The organism is Nonomuraea sp. NPDC003727 (assembly GCF_053586935.1).
Map to the genome: position 1 here is coordinate 21,597 of NZ_JBSFNE010000038.1, position 19,080 is coordinate 40,676.

At 69.9% G+C, this 19,080-nt stretch carries 23 protein-coding genes and 2 pseudogenes; 13 read left to right on the forward strand and 12 right to left on the reverse strand.

All coding sequences use genetic code 11. The annotated features are described in order from the left end of the window. Positions 1 to 97: 97 nt before the first annotated feature. From ACWDLG_RS44140 to ACWDLG_RS44155, 4 genes are read right to left on the reverse strand one after another with little or no spacing between them, the layout of a single operon-like run. On the reverse strand, positions 98 to 628 hold the full coding sequence (locus ACWDLG_RS44140; protein WP_449931555.1) for a class I SAM-dependent methyltransferase: 531 nt from the start codon (positions 626 to 628) through the stop codon (positions 98 to 100). Beyond that, on the reverse strand, positions 526 to 969 hold the full coding sequence (locus ACWDLG_RS44145) for a hypothetical protein (RefSeq protein WP_449931557.1): 444 nt from the start codon (positions 967 to 969) through the stop codon (positions 526 to 528). Before ACWDLG_RS44145 ends, ACWDLG_RS44140 begins: the two co-directional genes overlap by 103 nt. A gap of 56 nt (positions 970 to 1,025) precedes the next feature. Continuing rightward, entirely contained in the window at positions 1,026 to 1,493 is a 468-nt protein-coding gene (locus ACWDLG_RS44150) for a hypothetical protein (RefSeq protein WP_449931513.1), read from the reverse strand. Beyond that, positions 1,490 to 2,083: a dCTP deaminase gene (locus ACWDLG_RS44155; protein ID WP_449931515.1), complete on the reverse strand. Its 594-nt coding sequence runs from the start codon at positions 2,081 to 2,083 to the stop codon at positions 1,490 to 1,492. Before ACWDLG_RS44155 ends, ACWDLG_RS44150 begins: the two co-directional genes overlap by 4 nt. On the opposite strand from ACWDLG_RS44155, the pseudogene ACWDLG_RS44160 reads away from it, so the two are divergent. The 3 genes and pseudogenes from ACWDLG_RS44160 to ACWDLG_RS44170 form a co-directional block, all read left to right on the forward strand. Then, positions 2,067 to 2,366 (forward strand): annotated as a pseudogene (locus tag ACWDLG_RS44160) (ATP-dependent DNA ligase); the annotation flags it as partial. The gene ACWDLG_RS44155 and the pseudogene ACWDLG_RS44160 overlap by 17 nt on opposite strands. Positions 2,367 to 2,442: 76 nt before the next feature. After that, positions 2,443 to 2,970: an ATP dependent DNA ligase gene (locus tag ACWDLG_RS44165; protein WP_449931517.1), complete on the forward strand. Its 528-nt coding sequence runs from the start codon at positions 2,443 to 2,445 to the stop codon at positions 2,968 to 2,970. A 52-nt stretch (positions 2,971 to 3,022) separates the two neighbouring features. Continuing rightward, positions 3,023 to 3,235 (forward strand): hypothetical protein, encoded by a 213-nt coding sequence (locus tag ACWDLG_RS44170; RefSeq protein ID WP_449931519.1) that lies wholly within the window; start codon positions 3,023 to 3,025, stop codon positions 3,233 to 3,235. Between the two features lie 72 nt (positions 3,236 to 3,307). On the opposite strand, the gene ACWDLG_RS44175 is transcribed toward ACWDLG_RS44170, so the two are convergent. Further along, positions 3,308 to 3,616: a helicase associated domain-containing protein gene (locus ACWDLG_RS44175; protein ID WP_449931521.1), complete on the reverse strand. Its 309-nt coding sequence runs from the start codon at positions 3,614 to 3,616 to the stop codon at positions 3,308 to 3,310. A 77-nt stretch (positions 3,617 to 3,693) separates the two neighbouring features. Between ACWDLG_RS44175 and ACWDLG_RS44180 the strand changes: the two genes are divergently transcribed. Beyond that, positions 3,694 to 4,524: a GNAT family N-acetyltransferase gene (locus ACWDLG_RS44180; RefSeq protein ID WP_449931523.1), complete on the forward strand. Its 831-nt coding sequence runs from the start codon at positions 3,694 to 3,696 to the stop codon at positions 4,522 to 4,524. Positions 4,525 to 5,083: 559 nt separating this feature from the next. On the opposite strand, the gene ACWDLG_RS44185 is transcribed toward ACWDLG_RS44180, so the two are convergent. After that, a complete protein-coding gene (locus ACWDLG_RS44185; RefSeq protein WP_449931525.1) occupies positions 5,084 to 5,293 on the reverse strand; it encodes a hypothetical protein in 210 nt (69 codons plus the stop codon). A gap of 38 nt (positions 5,294 to 5,331) precedes the next feature. Here ACWDLG_RS44185 and ACWDLG_RS44190 point away from each other — a divergent pair. Further along, positions 5,332 to 5,982, forward strand: a pseudogene (locus tag ACWDLG_RS44190) (Tn3 family transposase); the annotation flags it as partial. A gap of 212 nt (positions 5,983 to 6,194) precedes the next feature. Here ACWDLG_RS44190 and ACWDLG_RS44195 read toward each other — a convergent pair. Next, the gene (locus ACWDLG_RS44195; protein WP_449931527.1) at positions 6,195 to 7,364 is read right to left on the reverse strand and encodes a DUF6236 family protein; all 1,170 of its coding nucleotides are present in this window, start codon (positions 7,362 to 7,364) and stop codon (positions 6,195 to 6,197) included. 456 nt (positions 7,365 to 7,820) lie between these two features. On the opposite strand from ACWDLG_RS44195, the gene ACWDLG_RS44200 reads away from it, so the two are divergent. After that, positions 7,821 to 8,144 (forward strand): hypothetical protein, encoded by a 324-nt coding sequence (locus ACWDLG_RS44200; RefSeq protein ID WP_449931529.1) that lies wholly within the window; start codon positions 7,821 to 7,823, stop codon positions 8,142 to 8,144. 114 nt (positions 8,145 to 8,258) lie between these two features. Here ACWDLG_RS44200 and ACWDLG_RS44205 read toward each other — a convergent pair whose 3' ends face one another. Next, complete coding sequence (locus ACWDLG_RS44205; RefSeq protein WP_449931531.1) at positions 8,259 to 9,137, reverse strand: LysR family transcriptional regulator; 879 nt, start codon at positions 9,135 to 9,137, stop codon at positions 8,259 to 8,261. An 82-nt stretch (positions 9,138 to 9,219) separates the two neighbouring features. On the opposite strand from ACWDLG_RS44205, the gene ACWDLG_RS44210 reads away from it, so the two are divergent. The 7 genes from ACWDLG_RS44210 (at position 9,220) to ACWDLG_RS44240 (ending at position 15,839) form a co-directional block, all read left to right on the forward strand. Beyond that, on the forward strand, positions 9,220 to 9,675 hold the full coding sequence (locus ACWDLG_RS44210) for a nuclear transport factor 2 family protein (protein WP_449931533.1): 456 nt from the start codon (positions 9,220 to 9,222) through the stop codon (positions 9,673 to 9,675). Then, entirely contained in the window at positions 9,672 to 10,352 is a 681-nt protein-coding gene (locus ACWDLG_RS44215; RefSeq protein WP_449931535.1) for an SDR family oxidoreductase, read from the forward strand. Before ACWDLG_RS44210 ends, ACWDLG_RS44215 begins: the two co-directional genes overlap by 4 nt. Before the next feature lie 22 nt (positions 10,353 to 10,374). After that, positions 10,375 to 11,205: an NAD(P)H-binding protein gene (locus ACWDLG_RS44220; RefSeq protein WP_449931537.1), complete on the forward strand. Its 831-nt coding sequence runs from the start codon at positions 10,375 to 10,377 to the stop codon at positions 11,203 to 11,205. 97 nt (positions 11,206 to 11,302) lie between these two features. Then, positions 11,303 to 12,565, forward strand: a complete 1,263-nt coding sequence (locus ACWDLG_RS44225; RefSeq protein ID WP_449931539.1) for an MBL fold metallo-hydrolase — start codon at positions 11,303 to 11,305, stop codon at positions 12,563 to 12,565. A gap of 18 nt (positions 12,566 to 12,583) precedes the next feature. Beyond that, positions 12,584 to 13,477, forward strand: a complete 894-nt coding sequence (locus ACWDLG_RS44230; RefSeq protein WP_449931541.1) for an alpha/beta hydrolase — start codon at positions 12,584 to 12,586, stop codon at positions 13,475 to 13,477. Between the two features lie 182 nt (positions 13,478 to 13,659). Beyond that, on the forward strand, positions 13,660 to 14,859 hold the full coding sequence (locus tag ACWDLG_RS44235; protein ID WP_449931543.1) for an NAD(P)/FAD-dependent oxidoreductase: 1,200 nt from the start codon (positions 13,660 to 13,662) through the stop codon (positions 14,857 to 14,859). 23 nt (positions 14,860 to 14,882) lie between these two features. Beyond that, complete coding sequence (locus ACWDLG_RS44240; RefSeq protein WP_449931545.1) at positions 14,883 to 15,839, forward strand: sigma-70 family RNA polymerase sigma factor; 957 nt, start codon at positions 14,883 to 14,885, stop codon at positions 15,837 to 15,839. Between the two features lie 327 nt (positions 15,840 to 16,166). On the opposite strand, the gene ACWDLG_RS44245 is transcribed toward ACWDLG_RS44240, so the two are convergent. The 4 genes from ACWDLG_RS44245 to ACWDLG_RS44260 all read right to left on the reverse strand — a co-directional run. Beyond that, entirely contained in the window at positions 16,167 to 16,364 is a 198-nt protein-coding gene (locus ACWDLG_RS44245) for a ferredoxin (RefSeq protein ID WP_449931547.1), read from the reverse strand. Between the two features lie 7 nt (positions 16,365 to 16,371). Further along, complete coding sequence (locus ACWDLG_RS44250) at positions 16,372 to 17,595, reverse strand: cytochrome P450 (RefSeq protein ID WP_449931549.1); 1,224 nt, start codon at positions 17,593 to 17,595, stop codon at positions 16,372 to 16,374. Positions 17,596 to 17,807: 212 nt separating this feature from the next. Beyond that, positions 17,808 to 18,749: an RNA polymerase sigma-70 factor gene (locus ACWDLG_RS44255; protein WP_449931551.1), complete on the reverse strand. Its 942-nt coding sequence runs from the start codon at positions 18,747 to 18,749 to the stop codon at positions 17,808 to 17,810. 107 nt (positions 18,750 to 18,856) lie between these two features. After that, positions 18,857 to 19,080: hypothetical protein (locus ACWDLG_RS44260; RefSeq protein ID WP_449931553.1), on the reverse strand; the 224-nt coding region annotated here is incomplete at its 5' end.

Below are 19,080 nucleotides of genomic sequence, written 5' to 3' on the forward strand. Positions count from 1 at the left end.
TCCGACGCTACCAACGCGCCGTCGCCCGGCTGGGCTTTGTTCGATCTTGCGGCGTGCCCGGCCGCTCAGCGGCACAGGAAGCTGCCGGTGTACTTCTTCACGGCGAAGTACCCGCGATCTCGTCCTCGACCTGCTCGCGGACACGGGCGCGCAGCTCGGTGAAGAACGCATCGTCCAGGCGTGAGTCGGGTTCGGAGGAGGCGCAGCAGTGGTTGTGCCCGACCTCGTAGAAGCGCATGAACGGCTCGGGGTCGGTGAAGCGCAGCTGGTCCTGCCAGAAGACACTCTCCACGGTTTCGAAGTGCTTCTCGAGCACAGTGGCGCCGTTGGCCAGCGACAGCCGCCCTTTGGGCGTGGCCTTGAACAGCTCCTTGGGCGCGTCCATCGTCTCCAGGGCGGCGAAGTGGACCTGGTACATCTCCAGCATGCTGTCGGTGCGGTCGGTGGTGAGCTGGAAGATCCCGCCGGGACGCAGGACCCGGCGGACCTCGGCGAAGCAGTGGTCCAGGTCGGGCACGTAGTGGATCATGTAGTTGGCCATGACCCGGTCGAAGGCGTCGTCGGCCAGCTGCGACAGGTCATCGGCGCTGCCCTCGATCCACGTGCACGGGGTGGCGGTGCCGTGCAGGCGCTGCTGGGCGGCGGCCAGGACGGCGGGGCGATGTCCAGGCCGGTGATGCTGCCCTCGGCCAGGTGGGGCCGCAGGTGCTCCAGGATGAAGCCGTTGCCGCAGCCGAGGTCGAGCAGGTCCTCGCTGCCGGTCAGGGCGAGGTTGTCGAGCATGTGGTCGAGCATCGACTTGGGGTTGGTGCGGAAGGCGTTGTGGACCCACTGCTTGACGTCGAGCATGCGGGTGTCGTTGAAGAAGCGGTCGCGGGCGGTGGCGGCGGAGAACTCGAAGTGCTCCTCGGGGATGATCTGCTGGGCCAGGGCGTCCAGGGCGGGGGTGCGGAAGTTCGTCTGGGCCACGGTGCTCTCCTTGTCGATGGTGGCCTGGCCGCTGAGTCGGGCCAGGCTCGGGCTGGTCAGGGGCGGGCGGCGGCGGGCCACTTGGTGCCCACGTACTTGTGCGGGAGCAACTCGGCCATCGGCGTCAGCACCGGGTAGGCGCCGTCATGGACGACGGCGAGCAGGCTGGGCGCGTGATCGAGCAGCAGTTCGCGGCATAGCCCGCACGGAGGAACGATCCGGGCCAGGGCGGGCTCGGAGGGTTTGGGGTAGCGGACGGCTGCCACCGCCTGCAACGGCGCGTCGGTGGCAAGCCGGGCTGCTGACAGGGCGCCAGCCTCGGCGCACACCGCGGCGCGCCCGACCATGGCGTCGACGTGCAACCCGAGATGGATGCCGCCGTCAGCGTCTAGAATCGCGGCGGCGATCTGGTGCCGTGCCAGCGCATAGCGGCTGTTGATCGCGGCGAACGCCGCGGTGACCAGGGCGTTGGCGGTCGGATCGGTACAGTCGGATGCCGGGTCCAGCACGGGGCGGCCGATCACCGGGGCACCTGGGCGTGGTCACAGTGGATCTGTGAGGGTTGCGGCCCGCGGGAGCCCTGGTACTTGCCGTCGTACAGGATGATCTCCCCCTGGGGGCGCCAGAAGGTGACTTGCGCCAGCCGGTCGCCGACGTGCACCCGCACGGGCTGGACCGCATGCAGCTGGAAGGTCGACTGCCCGATGGAGCCGATGTCGATCAGGTCGGCAGTGACGTGGACGAACAAGCCCAGCCGCGCCGCCCCCGAGCGAGCGCGGACGACCGGCACGAGGTGGTCGCTGCCCAGGACCTCGACGCTAGATCCGAGATAGATCCGGTCCGGTTGCAGCACGAGGCCGTCCGCAGGGATCGGCACCTCCTCGAACGGGTTGGGCCGTCGGGTGTCCAGGACCTGGCCGGTGTAGTAGACCAGCGTCTCCCCGAGCGCCAGGTTGTAGGAGTTCGGCTGGATGTGGTGGGGGTCGAACGGCTCCAGGACGAGACGTTTGCGATCGCGCTCGCGGGCGATCTCCGGCCCGATGATCGCCCAGGCCGGCACCACTCCGCCGGGCGACGGGGATCGGTGGGCGGTGGAGATGAAATGGGACGGCATCCGCGCGCTGCTGTACGTCGAGGACGGCCGGGTGCGGATCCGCTCCCGCAACGGCGCCGACGTGAGTGCCGCCTACCCGGAGCTGCAGATGCTCGCCGGCGCGGTCGGCGGCCACGATGTGGTGCTCGACGGTGAGATCGTCGCCTTCGACGAGGCCGGCCGGGTCTCGTTCGGGGCGCTGCAGCCCCGCATGCACGTACGGCGGCCGTCGCGGGTGGCCGACCTGGTGCGGGCGGTGCCGGTGACGGTGATGCTGTTCGACCTGCTGCACATCAACGCCGCCAGCGCGGTGCGCCTGCCGTACCTGGAGCGGCGGGCCCTGCTGGAGCAGATCGTGCGGCCGGGGAGCCCGCTGGCAGGTGCCCCTCTACTTCACCGGCCACGCGCAGGCGGCGCTGGAGGCGAGCCTGCAACTGGCCCTGGAGGGCGTCGTGTCCAAGCGGGTCGACTCGCCGTACCGGCCGGGCCGCCGCTCGGCCGACTGGGTGAAGGTCAAGCACCACCAGACCGCGGAGGTGGTGATCGGCGGGTGGCAGGCCGGCGGCGGCCGCCACGCCGGCCTGGCGGGCTCGCTGCTGCTCGGCGTGCCCGACGGGCGCGGGCGGCTGGAGTACGTGGGGCACGTCGGCACGGGGTTCACCGAGCGGGTGCGCGCCGACCTGGCCACTCGGCCGGCCCGGCTGGCGCAGGAGGCCAGCCCGTTCGCCGGGCACGTCCCGATAGAGCAGGCGCGGGCCGCCCGCTGGGTGCGGCCGGCCCTGGTGGGCGAGGTGCGTTTCGCCGAACGGACCGGCGACGGCCTGCTGCGGCATCCCTCCTGGAGGGGTCTGCGCACGGACATGTCACCGGCCAACGTTCCGCGCATCGGTCGGCGGCGCGCCGGCTGAGATGCCGCGCGCAGCTCACCTCGACACACTGTCCGATTTGTACGATTTCGGCATGTCGTACTTCCGTGGGCCTGACGGGATCGAAGTCGTCCCGATCGTCCTGGACGGGCGTCCGCGATTCCGCATCGACCGCTGGCGCGGTGGCAAGCGCTGGCGGGTAGCCGACTGCCGGGACAGCGCCGAGGTTGCCCAACTCGTTGATCTCTCGGAGTTCGTCGAGATCTTCGAGTTCCCCGCTGCGGTCCGGGGGCCGGCCACGACATGACGAGCTTCAGCCCCCTGTACGCAGGGGGCTGAAGCTCACGGCCCGGTCGGCGGCGCAGGCCGCGGTGTGATCTCACCCCGTGTACTGACGCTTCACTTCCCACACCATGCCGAGCTCGTCGAGGGCGGCGATCTCTTCTTCAATGAGGCCGCCCTGCTTAGAACCTCGGCGCTTTGCTCGCTGATGGGCTATGAAGTCGCCGAGGCGGTAGCCCGTGGCATCGATGTAGTGGTCCGTCACCGACAGGTGGCCGTGCTCCTCACGGAATCGCCGGGCCGCAGCCAGTTCTCGCTCCCAGCGCGCCAGCCTGGGATCCCACACCAAGCCGAGCTGGTCGAGGGCGACGATCTTCCACTCGGGCAGAGTGGCGCTTCTCGACACGTCGGGAGTTGAGCCTGGCCCGCCCCAAAGATGGCCCAGTCAGCTCGTGAGAAATTGGCCCGTGTGATGAGTCAATCGTGCGCGCTACCCTCGGCCCAATGACGATGGGATCCACCCCGACTGACCAGCTCACCTCCTTGCCCTTGGCCGGGGCGCCGATGCGTCAGGCCCGCAACTCAGCCGCTTTTTGGAGCGCGACCGGACGATGTCGGGGGCATGAGGTGATCCGGCGCCGCGGTTTCGTCGCGGTCGACGGCGACGAGCGTGCAGGTCTGCGGATCTTGATCCAGGAGCCCGACCTCGACCTGGGCGAACTGGCCGAGTTGAGCGAGCTGGCCCGCCGGGCCGTGGGCCCGGTGAACGCCGAGGACCCGTTCAGCTCGACCGACCTGAGCCACCTGGGCATGCGCAGCTGGCAGATGCCGGTCATGCTGCGCCCGCCCGGGCCCGTTGGCGAACCGGTGCTCGAGGTGATCCGGGTACGGCGGCCCGAGGACCTCCAGGCGGCCGAGCGGATCGTGATCGAGGGTTTCGAGCTGACCGGATTCGAGCCCTACCGCCCCGGCGAGCTGTTTCCGATGACGCTGATCGAGCAGCCGGGCGTGGAGGTGTTCGTCGTATCTCACGACGGCGTGGCCGCGGGAGCGTGCGTCAGCGTCGTGGACGACGGCGTCGGCAGCCATTACTGGGTCGCTACATCACCGGCGTTGCGCTCGCGTGGCGTGGGGCGGGCCGTCATGCTCGCCTCTCTGGCCCACCTCGCGGATCTACCGCTCACCCTCACCGCATCCAAACTGGGCAGGCCGCTGTATGAGTCGCTGGGCTACACCGCCGCGACACCCTCGACCTGGTGGGCCTCTCCTCCTGGGCAACAGCGACGGCCTGGTGCTCGCGGGCGCTGCCGCTGATGGCGGTGGCCAGCCTGCTCAGGCGGCTGGCCAGCTCGCCGAGCCCTGCTTCCCACCCGGTCGGCGGCTCGTTCTCGGGCACGGCCTGGCCGTCGTCGCCAGCACGGCCGGCGGCGGGGCCAGCGGTGGCGGGGGTGGTGTCGAGCGCAGCGGCCAGCTCGGCGCCGAGGTCGCAGGCGCGGGCAAGGTCGGCGGCCAGGTGGCCGCACAACCATGCGGCGTGTGAGGCGGCCTCGGTAGTGCGGCTGCGGGCGCGGTGGGCGGCCTGGCGGCACGGGGTTCCGCAGTAGCGGGCCGGGCGGCCGGTGCGCGGCTGTCCGATCACCGCACCGCACACCAGGCAGCGCACGTCCGGCGCCGGGGTTTCGTCGTCGCGGCCGCCAGAGGCCTTCACGCGACGGAACTCGGTCATCTCTCTCCCTGGGTGCGGCGGGCTGTCCGGCGTGGTCTGGGCGGTCAGTTGTCGACCGGCAGGGTGCCCGCCAGGGTGTAGTCGAGCTTCGCGTGCAACCGCTCGTCGCCGTCCGGGTGGCTCCATGTTTCTGTCGAAACACTTTCCTCAGGCGCTCTGTTCGTAGTCCGGGAAGCGCCGGTCGGCGGCGATCATCTTAGACAGGACCTGAAGTCGCTCATCGGTGTTGGTCGGCCAGGGCCGCTGGATCAACTGGCGGGCGACGGCGTCCAGCAGTTGCGTCCGCACGCTGGGAGCGTCCCAGCCGTCCTCCAGCGCGTCGGCGAGCGGATCGACCGGAGGGAACGCCAGCACCATCCGGAGCAGGCTGGTGCTGAACTCGTGCCCGGTGTCTCAACGCAGTAAACGACCAGGTCGCGGGCATCGGGCAGATAGTCGTCCCCGGCACCCCCGCGCGACTCCCTGCACATCCTGGACGCGCTGCTGAACCTGGACGACGGGGTGAAGCCGGAGATGGTGGCGACCGACAACGCCTCGTACTCCGACATGGTGTTCGGCCTGTTCAAGATCCTCGGCTACAACTTCAGCCCGCGGTTCCGCGACCTGGACGACCAGCGGTTCTGGCGGGCCACGATGCCCGGCGTCGAGACGGGCACGTACGGCGTGGTGGAGGACCTGGCCCGCAACCGCATGAGCCTGAACAAGGTGATCACGCACTGGCCGGACATGCTGAAGGCCGCAGGCTCCCTGGTAACCAGGCATACCGCGACGGCATGGAGGACCAGCTCAGCGCACTCGGCCTGGTCCTCAACGCCATCGTGCTCTGGACGACCCGGTACATCGACGCCGCCGTCGCACAGCTCCAGGCCGAGGGCCACGAGCTCCGCGACGAGGATGTCGCCCGGCTCTCCCCGCTCAAGCACCGCAACCTGAACCTGCTCGGCCGCTACAGCTTCACCGCCTCCACCCCGGCCGCCGGCGCCCTGCGCCCGCTGCGCGACCCGGACGCGGTGGAGCTGGACGAGAACGACGATGGCGATGCGTGAGCATGCTGTACGACGGCTACGCGGAGCCCTCGATCTCGGCCCGCAACCGGGCGGCGAAGACGCGGCCCCTCTCCGTGATGGCTGCTGCCCCGGGAACGTTGCCGGCGTTGGCGCGGCTGAGTCAGATCTGCTCGACTACCACCGTGGACAGGATCTACAGCAGCTCTTGGTAGCTAATCGGCCAGCGCCTGACTCGGCATGACCCACCGCCCCTAACCCCTGCGGCGGACATGGCGCCTGTTCCTCCGAATCCGGTCGATCAGACCCTGCGGATCGAGTTCCTCGCGCAGTCCCAGGAGATACCCCGCAGGCGATCGGCGAGCAGCAGCAGCGCTGGCTGCCACACGTGAGCCCGCACTCACGAAACACGCCGCGATCGCACTGGCGCCGAGAGCGGTCTCGGACAAAGTCCCGTGGCCCGCAAACGTCGTGCCCAGGACGGACAGCACGATCGGCACCTCCGGTGTTTGGAGGGAGAAGATTGCCCGAATGGGTTCGAGGCGCTGCGAGCGCAGGCCCTGCTCAAGGTCTCCGAGTATGGTGCGGATGTCTCGGTCTGCCGCCATTTCCACACGAGCGCGCAGAACGGCCGGGTCCTGGCTCGCTGCCATCTCGGCGAATGAATCTCCTAGCTCGGTGACACGCTGCCGGAAGGCATCGAATTCGTCCGCCAGCATCCGGCGGGCCTGCACAATGCGCTGGACCGGGATGTCCTCCAAACCACGCGGCAGCACCGAGCGAAGCGCCACTACCGCGTACATCGCCTCCGGGTTCATGCCGGTGTAGTCATACACGGCCGGTTCGCTCCCCCACCCATGGGGGAGTCCGGGAAGGCCGGACTGATCCGTGACCATCGCCATGCCGTTGGCTTCGGCAACGTTGCGTGCGAGCGCAGCGATGTACACCTGCGCGAGGCGTCGCTCCAACCGCACCCAAGACCGTCCGACTCTGTCTCTGGCTATCACCGCGAGGCCCCGTTCCAGGACCCAGAACGGGAGCCCGACATCACCGCTGACCTCCGATTCGACCCATCGGTAAGGAAAGGTGAGTGGCATACCGGGGACCTGCACGGACGGGCGAGTCAACAGGTCTTCGTCGAAACTCTCCCGCGATACGCGCGCCTCCTCTGCCCAACGCTCCGGATCATCCGAGCTTCGCAACCAACGGATGAAGTCCTCCGCGACGTCCCGGCCGTAGAGCTCGGGATCTATGTCGACGAAGAAGTTCAACTCGTCCTGCAGCGCTCTGCCAGTCGGTGAGTCAAGATCGGGGTAGTCCAGGGTTCTCAAGCGCGCGATCTTGGGCCAGTAAAGGGCAGCAGCCTTCAGGCATGTCTCGTCCTGAACGAACACATCTGGGTAGTAGAGAGCTAAGCCGGACATGATCAGTCTCCTAACGGCGAGCGGCGGTACGTGGACGACTCCCTTGGCTGTTGCAGTCGGTAGACACTCATACTGGCAGGCACGCGGGCCTGTACGAGCCGATCTCGCTACACCTGTCGTCAAACGAATCGTTTGACGACAGGCGAGCGACGCGTCCAATGAACCCGTGCAATCCGGGGGTTCACGGCGCCGCGAAACCAATCAGATCCGATGGCGATTTCTGACAGGGTTGGATGACAGATAGGGTCCGATCCTCCGTACGGAAGGGGCCCTCGGTGGCGAACCTGGTCTCCAAGCGGGTCTCGACCGACCAGCAGTCCACCGCCCGGCAGAACCTCGTCCTGGACGAGGTCGGGATCGAGGACCCGATCGTCTTCGAGGAGGACCCGGGAACCTCCAGCCGCCTCCACCTCCTTCAGCGCCCGAAGTTCCGCGAACTGCTCACCGGGCGACACCGTGCACATCTCCGAGACGTTCCGCCTCGTACGCGGCACCGGGCACATCCTCGACGTGCTCGACGTCCTTCACCGCGACCAGGTGGCGCTGCGCATCCACGACGGCGCGTTCTCCGCGATGGACCTCACCGCCCGCCACCCGCGCACCGGGGAGTTGCTGTCCACCGTGAAGTTCATGGTGCAGACCCTCGCCGCCGGCGAACTCCAGCGCGACCTCCAGCGCGAGCTGACCTACGACGGACTGCGCGCCGCCGAGGCCAAGGGCAGCAAGGGCGGGCGCCGCCCCGCCGTGGCGACCGAGAAGACCGACAGTGCACGCGCATGATCCCCTTCCCCTGACGCCTGGCGTCACTGTACAAGCGACCAGGAAAGCGGATCTATCGAATAATGCGGGCAGGGGGCGGCACCCGTGTCACGACCACCAGGGGTGTACGGGGGATCACGTCTGGAGGCGCTGCGGGGCGGGCGACAGGGCCTCGACCAGGTCGCGGATGGTGCTGCGGTGATCGCCGGGCCGCCACGCGAGGGCGAGCGCGCTCGGGGACAGACCCGTGACCGGGATGGTCATGATCCCCGGCCGCCGGTAGATCTCGGCGTTGCCGGCGGCGAGCAGGACGATGGTGTCGCCGCTCTCAAGCGCCGCGAAGGTCTCCTCGGCGTTCGTCACGGTCGTGCAGACGACCGGTGGCCGCCCGCCGCGCTCGTCGGTCGCGAGCCAGTGGTCGCGGAGCGGGCCGGCGCTTTCGGGGAGCGCCAGGAACTCTTCGTCCAGGAGCTCGGCGAAGTCGACCTCGTCCCGTTCGGCGAGCCAGTGGTCGTCCCGGAACGCCACCCAGCGCGGCTCTCGGGCCACGACCCGGACGTTGAGATCGTCCTGACCGGGGAACGGCAGCCAGACGAACGCCACGTCGACCTCGCCCTCGGCCAAGCCCGCCGTGGGGTCGGTCCAGTTGACCTGGCGCAGCCGCAGGTCGCAGCCCGGACGGCGGGCGGTGAACCGTTCCCGCAGCGTTCCCAGGAGGCCGCGTCCGACACTGGTCGACATGCCCACGGTCAGCCGTGAGGCTTCGGCGGCCGCGGCGTCACCGACGGCCCGCTGAGCCTCGTCCCACTGCCGGAGCAGCTCGCGGGCTGCCGGCAGCAGCGCCTCGCCCGGTGCGGTGAGCCGTACCGTGCGCCGGTCGCGGTCGAACAGCCTCACCCGCATCAGCTCTTCGAGCTGGCGTATCTGCTTGCTGAGCGCCGGCTGCGAGATGAACAGGCGCTCGGCCGCGCGGGTGAAGCTGAGCTCCTCCGCCACGGCCACGAAATACCTCATGTCACGCAGATGAGCATCCATAACCGTCGGCTATTACAGCAGATATTGGACGTGCGGGAAAGGTCAACGCCACGATTGCGGCATGAGTACCACGGAGGATCGCCTGGCGATCATCGAGACCTGTACCCGCATGGCATGGCACGCCGACCAGCGCGAATGGGACCGCCTGGGCGAGGTGTTCGCGGACTCGGTGACGCTGGACTACACCAGCCTGAACGGCGGCGAGCCTGCCGTGCTGACGCCGGCGCAGATCGTCGAGGCATGGTCGGGCCTGCTCGGCGCGTTCGACGCCACGCAGCACCTGATCACGAACCACCTGGTGACCGTCGACGGCGACACCGCGCTCTGCACGGCGTCGTTCCAGGCCACGCACCGCCTCACCGATCCGTTCGGCTCGTCGCTGTGGACGCTGGGCGGCACCTACCGCTTCGACCTGGTCCGGTCGGACGGCGTGTGGAAGATCAGCGTTGTGGTGATGACCGCCACCTGGGCCGACGGCAACCGGAACCTCATGTCCCTGGCGGCGGGGAACGGATGATCGCCCTCGTGACCGGCGGCAACCGTGGGATCGGCCGGGAGGTCTGCCACCAGCTGGCGGCACTCGGCCACACCGTCCTCCTCACTGCCCGATCGCCGGAGGCGGCCGAGACCGCGGCCAAGGAACTCGGAGGTGACGTCGTCCCGCTACGGCTCGACGTCACCTCCGAGGAGGACATCGCGGGGGCGGCGGCCGCCGTCGCCGAGCGGTACGGGCGGCTGGACGCTCTGGTCAACAATGCCGCCATCACCTACGACACCTGGCAGGGCGGCGCGTCCGCCGACCTGGACGTCGTCCGCGAGGCCGCCGAGACGAACCTGTACGGTCCCTGGCGGCTGATCCAGGAGCTGCTGCCGCTCCTGCGCGAGAGCGCGCATCCCCGGATCGTCAACGTGTCCAGCGAGGCGGCCTCGCTGACCAACATGGGCGGCGGCACCCCGGCGTACGGCACCACCAAGGTGGCCCTCAACGCCCTGACCCGCATGCTGGCGGCGGAGCTTCGCGGTGACGGCGTCCTCGTGAACGCGATCTGCCCTGGCTGGGTCGCGACGGACATGGGAGGACCGGGCGGCCGTCCCGTCTCCGAGGGCGCGGCCGGCGTCGTCTGGGCGGCCACGCTGCCCGACAACGGCCCGACCGGCGGGTTCTTCCGCGACGGCCGTCCCCTCCCCTGGTAGACACCCTGTGAAGGACAATGAAATGATCTTGGTGACGGGCGCGACAGGCAACGTCGGCTCCGAAGTGGTCCGGGCCCTGGCCGCAGCCGGTGAACCCGTCCGGGCGCTGGTGCGGAAGCCGGACACCGTACCGCTGCCGGACGGCGTCGAGGCGGTGACGGGCGACCTCAACCGGCCGGAGAGCATGACCGGCGCGCTGCGCGGGGCCCGCGCGGTGTTCCTGCTCCCCGGGTACGAGGACATGCCGGGCCTGGTGGCCGAGGCCCGGCGTGCGGGAGTGGAACAGGTCGTGCTGCTGTCCGGCGGCTCGGCCGGGAGCGGCGACATGACCAACGCGGTGACCCGTTTCATGGCCGCGTCCGAGGCCGCCGTGCGGGAGTCCGGGCTGCCGTGGACGTTCCTGCGGCCGAGCGCGTTCATGTCCAATGCCCTGCGCTGGCTGCCGCAACTCCGGTCCGGCGATCGGGTGCGGGTCCCGTTCCCTGACGTCCGCACGGCGAGCGTCGACCCGCACGACATCGGGGCCGTCGCCGCCCGCGCGCTGCTGTCGGACGAGTACCGGGGCGAGATCCTCCGGCCGACCGGTCCGGTCGCGATGTGGCCCGCCGACCAGGTCGCCGTGCTGGCCAGGGCCCTCGGCCGCGATCTGGAGTTCGTGGGCCTGACGAACGAGGAGGCGCGCACCGACCTGCTCGCCACCATGCCCGTCGAGTATGTGGACGCGTTCTTCGACTTCTACGTGAACGGCTCGCTCGACGAGTCGATCGTCCGCCCGACCGTCCGCGAGGTCACCGGCCGCGAGCCCCGCACCTTCGAGCAGTGGGCACAGGCCCACGCGGACGACTTCCGCTGAACCCCCTCGCATCCCGACTTCACGAAAGCTCCAGATGAACCAGAGATTGCGGCGCCTTCTCGCCGCAAGCTCCGCCGCCGCATGCGCGATCGCGTCGGTGGCGGGCTGTTCGAACGACGACAAGCCCGTGGCGCAGCCCACGCGAAAGGTGGAGCCGGGACGCTTCGCCTCGTCCAACCCGGGTTCGGTCAACACCTACTGGGTCCAGGCACCGGAAGGCCTGGTCATCATCGACACCCTCCGCACGCCGACCGATGCCAGGAAAGCGGTGGCGGAGATCAAGAAGACCGGCGAGCCGGTCGCCGCCATCCTGCTCACCCACTCCCATCCCGACCATGTGGGCGGGGCGGGCGCCTTCCACGAGGCGTTCCCCCAAGCGCCCATCTACGCGTCCAAGGCGACCGACAAGACGATGCGGGAGGACAGCCGGGGCTTCTACCCGCTGGCCCGTTCGGCGAACGCGGACTTCCCCGCCAAGATCACCTACGCCGACCGGACCTTCGAGGACGGCGCACCGTTGCAGGTCGGCGGCCTCCGCTTCGAGACCGCCACGTTCGCCCACGGCGAGTCCGACACCGCGAACGTCTACTACCGTCCCGACACCGGCGACCTCTTCTCCGGCGACCTGGCGACCGGTAAGGTCACGCCCGCGCTGATCGAGGGCACCAGCTGCGGCTGGCTCCAGATCCTCGATCAGCTCGGTGGGCGCTTCTCCGGGGCCAGGACGATGTACCCGGGGCACGGTGCCGCAGGCCCGGCCCGCGCATTGATCGACGAGCAGCGCCGGTATCTCCAGGTGTTCCGCGGGCTGGTCCGGCCGGCCGTCGCCCCTGACTCGCCCGAGGGCAGGACGGTCGCCCCCGGCGAGCAGAAGTCGATCACCGCCGAGCTGGACCGCGCCTACCCCGGCCATCCACCGGTCGCGGACCTTCCGACCATCGTGCAGGAGAACATCAAGGCCGTCGCGCGGGAGCTGACCGCCGAGGACCCTGCGAAGACGCCCGCCGCCTGCGCGGACACCCCCCAGGAAGGGGCGGGCGGGCTGCTCGCGCCGGTGAACACCTACGTCACCGCGGTCAACGACCGCAACCTCGACGCGCTGGCGGGAGCGTTCGCCGCCGACGCGGAGCTCATTGACGTCGGGCGGCGTTTCAAGGGTCGCGCCGCGATCCGTGACTGGGCCAGGGCCGAGGTCATCGGCGGCAGCCTGACCGTCATCGAAGTCACCGAGAACCGGCCCGGTCACCAGCGCCTCCTGGTGCGCTTCGCCCCCGGCGGCCAGGGAGGCTTCGACGCCTACTACGCCTTCACCGTCGACGGCTCGTCCATCACCAGAGCCGAACTGACCTATGCGAACTGACCGAAGGAGCAGACGTTCATGACCACTGTGCAGAAGGTGAAGTTCTCCGCCGGCGACGTGGCGCTGACCGGGAACCTGTTTCTGCCCGGCGGCGCCGGCCCGGCGCCGGGCATCGTGGTGGCGGGCACCTGGACGAGCGTCAAGGAGCTGATGGCCGACCGGTACGCCGAACGGCTCGCCGACCGCGGGTTCGCCGCCCTGTCCTTCGACTTCACCGGCTATGGCGAATCCGAGGGCGAGCCTCGCGACTACGAGATGCCGGAACGGAAGGTCGGCGACATCAACCACGCGGTCACCTTCCTCGCCGAACATCCTGCGGTGAACGCCGCCCGTCTGGGCGCCCTCGGCGTCTGCGCGGCCGCGATGTACATGAGCGGGAACGCCGTCGACGATCCGCGCATCCGATCGCTGGCGCTCGTCGCGCCCTGGCTGCACGACCCCGAGATCTGCCGGGAGGTGTACGGCGGCGAGGAGGGCGTCGCGGGCAGGCTCGCCGAGGCCGCACGGGCACGCGCGAAGTACGAGGCGACCGGCGAGGTCGAGTACGTGCCGGTCGTCAGCGGCTCCGACCCTCGCGCGGCCATGCCGTTCGACATCGACTTCTACCTCAACCCCGACCGCGGCGGCCTGCCGCAGTGGCCCAACCGCTTCGCGGTGATGGCATGGCGGGACTGGCTCGGCTACGACTCGATCTCCCTTGCCTCCCGCCTCACCCAGCCCGTCCTGCTCGTCCACAGCGAGGACGCCGCCATCCCGGACGGGGCGCGGCGCTTCCACGCCGCGCTGGCCGGGCCCAAGGAGTTCGTCTGGACCGAGGGCGACCAGTTCGCCTTCTATGACCAGGAACCGCAGGTCACGAGGGCAGTGGACGCCGCAGCGGCCCACTTCGCCCGCACGCTGCCCCGCGAATAGCCGGCTGCTCGGCCTTGCCGGCTCGTTCAGCTCGGCCTGTGTCTGCGCCGCCTCGGCGTCGCGAGCATCGTCGGGCGGCGCTCCTGCCGCTCTGTGACCCATGCCACAGGCAGTTCCTGTCAGCAATCGGGGCGCCGTTCCGCTCAAGTCACCGGGAGCAAGCGAACCGACAGGAGCAACGCATGAAGCACCGCATCGTCGTCCTCGGCGCCGGCTATGCCGGGGCCTACGTGGCCGGGAACCTGGCCCGCCGGCTGTCGCCGGCGGACACCGAGATCACCGTGGTCAACGCTGAGCCGGACTTCGTCGAGCGGCTGCGGCTGCACCAGCTCGCTGCCGGCCAGGAGATCGAGGCTCGCAAGCTCGCCGACGTCTTCGCGGGCACGGGGATACGGCTGCGCCTGGCCCGTGTCACCGCCGTCGCCCCCGAGCGCCAGGTCGTCGCCGTGGCCGACGCCGACGGCGGCGGCGAGCTCGCCTACGACACGCTTTTCTACGCGCTCGGCAGCCACGTCGCCGACCGCGGCTTCCCCGGCGTGGCCGAGCACGCCTTCGACGTCACCGGCCGGCCCTCGGCGCTGCGCCTGCGCGAGCGCCTGGACAGCCTGGGCAGGCGGGGCGAAGGCGGGAGCGTGCTGGTCGTCGGCGACGGGTTGACCGGCATCGAGACCGCCACCGAGATCGCCGAATCCCGGCCCGGCCTGTCGGTGGCGCTGGTCGCCCGCGGCGAGCTGGGCGCGCGGCTCTCCGCCGGGGCCCGCAGCCACCTGCGCGAGGCCTGCGACCGGCTGGGCATCACCGTCCTGGAGCACACCAGCGTCGAAGCCGTCGAAGCGACGCGGGTGCTGTGCGCCGACGGCACCGCCCTGGCGTCCGACGCAACCGTGTGGACGGTCGGGTTCGCGGTCAACCCCATCGCCGCCGCCGGCGGGCTGGAGGTCACCGAGAACGGTCGGATCGTCGTCGATCGCACCATGCGGTCGGTCTCGCACCCGAACGTCTACGCCGCCGGCGACAGCGCCTACGCCATCGGCGACAACGGCCGGCCGCTGCCGATGTCCTGCGCTACCGCCGGCTACACCGGCCGGCAGGCCACGGACGCGATCGTGGGACGCCTGACCGGCCGCGAGATTGCCAACACCAAGCTGGTCTACCCGGGCAACCACATCAGCCTCGGGCGGCGGGACGGGATCCTGCAGATGGTCGACGACGAAGCGCAAGCGAAGCCGACGTATGTGGGCGGCCGGAAGGCCGCGCGGATCAAGACGGGCATCCTCAAGATCTCGCTGTGGGGCATCTCGCACCCGACCTTCGGCCTGCCCAAGCGCAGGCGCCGCCTGGCCGCCGCGCCGGACGCGTCCGCCGAGAAGGCGCTCGCGTAGCCGCCTGACTAGGGTTGGTCCGCGTGGACAGCACCGCCACTGATCGCTTCGACACCAGTCGGTTCGAGGCCAGCCGGAACCGGCTGGCCTCGCTGGCGTACCGGCTGCTGGGCTCCGCCGCCGACGCCGAAGACGCCGTGCAGGATGCGTTCCTGCACTGGCAGGCCGCCGACCGGCAGCGGATCAAGGTGCCGGAAGCATGGCTGACCAAGGTCGTCACCAACCTGTGCCTCGACCGGCTCCGCTCGGCACAAGCCCGCCGCGAACGCACCGTCGGCGCCTGGCTGCCCGAACCGCTCCTCGACGGCGACCCGATGCTCGGCCCTGCCGACACGTTCGAGCAGCGCGAATCGGTCTCCCTGGCCGTCCTGACTCTCATGGAGCGCCTGTCACCCGTCGAGCGGGCCGTCTACCTCCTGCGCGAAGCGTTCTCCTACAGCCACGCCGAGATCGCCGAGATCCTCGACATCACCGAGTCCGCAAGCCAGCAGCACCTCCACCGGGCCCGGCGCCGTATCACCGCCGCGCGCCGCGGCGGCGGCGGCGAAGTCGACCTGGCATCCGCCCGCAGGATCGTCGAGGAATTCCTCGCCGCTGCCTCCTCGGGCCGCACCGAACGGCTGGCGGCGCTGCTCACCGACGACGCGACCGCGATCTCCGACGGCGCCGGCCTGACCGAGACGCTGCTGCGGTACGACACTCCGCAGCGCATCGCCGCCATCGCACGGGCCGGCTTCAAACCCACACCCGCGAAACGGCGACTGGCCGGCGGCACGCCCGCCATCCACTACGCGCTCGTCAACGGCGCCCCCGCCATCCTCTTCGTGCTCGGCGACCACGTCGTCGGCGCCGTGACGTTCGACATCACCGACGGCAAGATCGCAACCGTGCGCGGCATCGCCGCCGCCACCCGCCTCGCCCGCCTCACCCAAGCCTGGCGGCAGCACGAACCGGACACGCCGCTCATCTCCCAGTGGTGACCCGGCGCCGACCGCGGCCAGGCGCAGCACCCGCGCTGCGAACCCGCGCCGGGTCTTCGTCCCGCGTCTGCGCCTCCACCACCTGGTGGGCGGATCCCACGACGCGGTCGTCGACCACCGCGAGATCCTGGCTGAGGGCGTACGGCTGGTGATCGACAACGTGACCCGGATCGACGCGGCCGGGCGCAAGGCCGAGCTGAGCGGGGGCACGACCGGCTACGGCTCACTGATCCGCGCGGTCGGCAGCGGCCCGGTTCGTCCTGCCTCCAGTTCGGACGAACTGAAGGCAAGGCCTTGGCACGGACGTGTAGTCCACCCGGGTAGCGCCTACTCCTGCAGGATGGACAGGGCTCGGGACGGGCACAGGGTGACGGCGTGGCGCGCCTGCGCGGCGCTCCGGTCGTCGGGGTGATCGGTCAGCAGCGCCACGATGCCGTCGTCGTCTTGGTCGAAGACGGCCGGCTCGGTCAGGACGCACTGGCCGGAGCCGACGCAGAGGCCAGTGTCCGCTTTGATCCACATCATGTCCTGCTCACCAGGTGACCGGGAGTTCGTGAACGCCGTAGATGACGGCGTCGGTCTTGAACGGCAGGTCCTCGACCGGTGCGGCGAGCCGCAGGGTGGGGATGCGGCGGAACAGCGTGTCGAAAACGATCTGCAGCTCCATCCGGGCCAGGTTCTGGCCGAGGCACTGGTGCGGGCCGAATCCGAAGGCGAGGTGGTGGCGGGCCCCGCGCTCGACATCCAGTTCGGCCGGATCCTTGAACGCCACCGGGTCCCAGTTGGCCGACAGGGCCGAGACGATGACGCCCTCGCCGGCCTTGATGCTCACCCCGCCGATCTCCACGTCTTCGGTGGCCACGCGGGAGGTGACCCCGTCGGCGATGGTGAAGTAGCGCAGCAGTTCCTCCACGGCCATGGGCGTCCTGCCCGAGTCGGCCTTGACCAGGGCCAGTTGCTCCGGATGGGAGAGCAGCCCGACCACGCCGAGCGAGATCATGTTCGCCGTGGTCTCGTGTCCGGCGGTCAGCAGCAGGAAGGCCAGGCTCACCAGGCCCGCGTGGTCGAGGGTGCCCTCCTGGCGTTGCCTGGCGATCTGTCGGCCGAACAGGTCGTCGGCGGGTTCGGACTCCTTGCGGGTGACCAGGTCGTCGAGGTAGGCGCGCAGTTCGGCCAAGGCTCGCTGGCGGTCTTCCAGCGAGGTCCTGCGCACCAACATGGTGGTGCGGCTTTGGAAGAAGTCGTGGTCGGTGTAGGGGACGCCGAGCAGTTCGCAGATCACCAGGGACGGCACCGGCAGGGACAGCGCCCGCACCAGGTCGACCGGCCGCTGGTCGGCGGCGAGCATGTCGTCGATGAAGTGGTCGACGATGTCCTGGATCCGCGGGCGCAGCGCGGCCAGCCGCCTCACGGTGAACTCGCCGATCACCGGCCGGCGGGCCGCGGAGTGTTCCGCGCCGTCCATGCCGAGCATCAACGGCGGCTGGCTGCGGAGCTGCTGCAGGGTCGCCGCATCGAGGGTGAAGAGCGGGAAGCCGTCCTTGCGCTTGTCGGAGGACAAGCGGCCGTCGGTGAGGACGGCACGGGCCTCCTCATGCCCGGACACCCACCACGCCTCGCCGCCGCTGGTCAGGCGGACCTTGCTGATCGGCGCCTGCTCGCGCAGTCGCTCGTAGGCGGCGGGCGGAGCGAAGGGGCAGCCCCGCTCGACCGGCAGTTGCAGACCGGCGAGTTCGTCGGCGACGTTCTTCGTCATGAATGACCTCCTGGTAATGGATCTGGCCGAGATTTGTGCTGCTTGCCGGCGACCTGGGCAGCGTGATCGCACGGCCGTCATGGGCCATGTCCGCTCCTCGAAGAGAGCGTGCTTTACGGGGTGACCAGTACGCGCTTCTGACGATGAGCAGATGTCTTCGCTCGGGGAGCTCCCCACGGTCGCGCAATCGTGATCATGCGGCGGCTGAAGGATTACGTCAGCGTGAGTGGGGTCTTGGATTCAACGCGGGTCAGCTTCTGCGGGTTGCGGACGTAGTAGAGGCCGGTGATGCGGGCGTGCTCGACCCGGACTGCTATGACGCCGTCGATCTCGCCGTTCACGCGGAGGATGAGTGCCGGGTTGCCGTTGACCACCGTGTGGTCAGTGGTGAGCGCGACCTGGGCCTTGCCGAGGCCGCCGACGACGAAACGGGCCACCTTGCCGGCTCCGGTGATCGGCCGCGGCGCGGCCCGCTTGACGCCGCCGCCGTCGCTGATCAGGACGACCTGCGGGGCGAGCACGTCGAGGAGGCTCTGCAGGTCCTTGGTCTCGAGTGCGGCCTGAAACGACTCCAACACCGCCCGGGCCTGGTGGGGGGCGACCTCCTCGCGAGGGCGGCGGGCATCGACGTGCCGGCGGGCGCGAAGTGCGATCTGCCGGACGGCCGCGGGGCTCTTGCCGACGGCGGCCGCGATCTCGTCGTGACTGATGCCGAAGGCCTCGCGCAGCACGAAGACGGCGCGCTCGGTCGGCGACAGCGTCTCCAGCACGATCATGAGCGCCATCGACACGCTTGCGGCGAGCTCGACGTCCTCGGCCACGTCCGGCGCGGTGAGCAGCGGCTCGGGCAGCCAGGAGCCGACGTAGTCCTCCTTACGGCGGCTCATGGCACGCAGCCGGTCGAGTGAGCGCCGGGTCGTGATCCGGACCAGGTAGGCGCGCTGGTCACGCACCTGCCTCAGGTCGACCTTCATCCACCGCAGCCAGGTCTCCTGCAGGACGTCCTCCGCGTCGGCCGCCGAGCCGAGCATCTCGTAGGCGACGGTGAACAGCAGGTTGCGGTGGGCGACGAACACCTCGGTGGCGCGAGCCATCCGGCCGCCGCCGGCGGGCGGTTCGACTGTGCCCGTCGTTGGCCCGCTGCGCTCGTTCATAGGCGGCTCCTGCCTGTTCGCTCTCGACTGTGGTCCATTCACGAGACGCCGCCCATGACCGCTTTGTGACACCCGTGATCGGTGGCATACGTCACATGACCGCGCTGTCACAAAGGTCGGGTCGCCGGTGCCTCATGGTCGTCGGGACGCCGCGCGGACGATCCACGCGGCACCACGACGTCACGAGTGATCGCCTTGACCCCGTCGCGTGACCGCCACCGCAGAAAGAACGGAAAGACATCATGAGCAAGGTCTGGTTCGTCACCGGTTCGTCCCGCGGCCTCGGCCGCGACTTCGTCGAGGCCGCCCTGTCGCGTGGCGACCAGGTGGC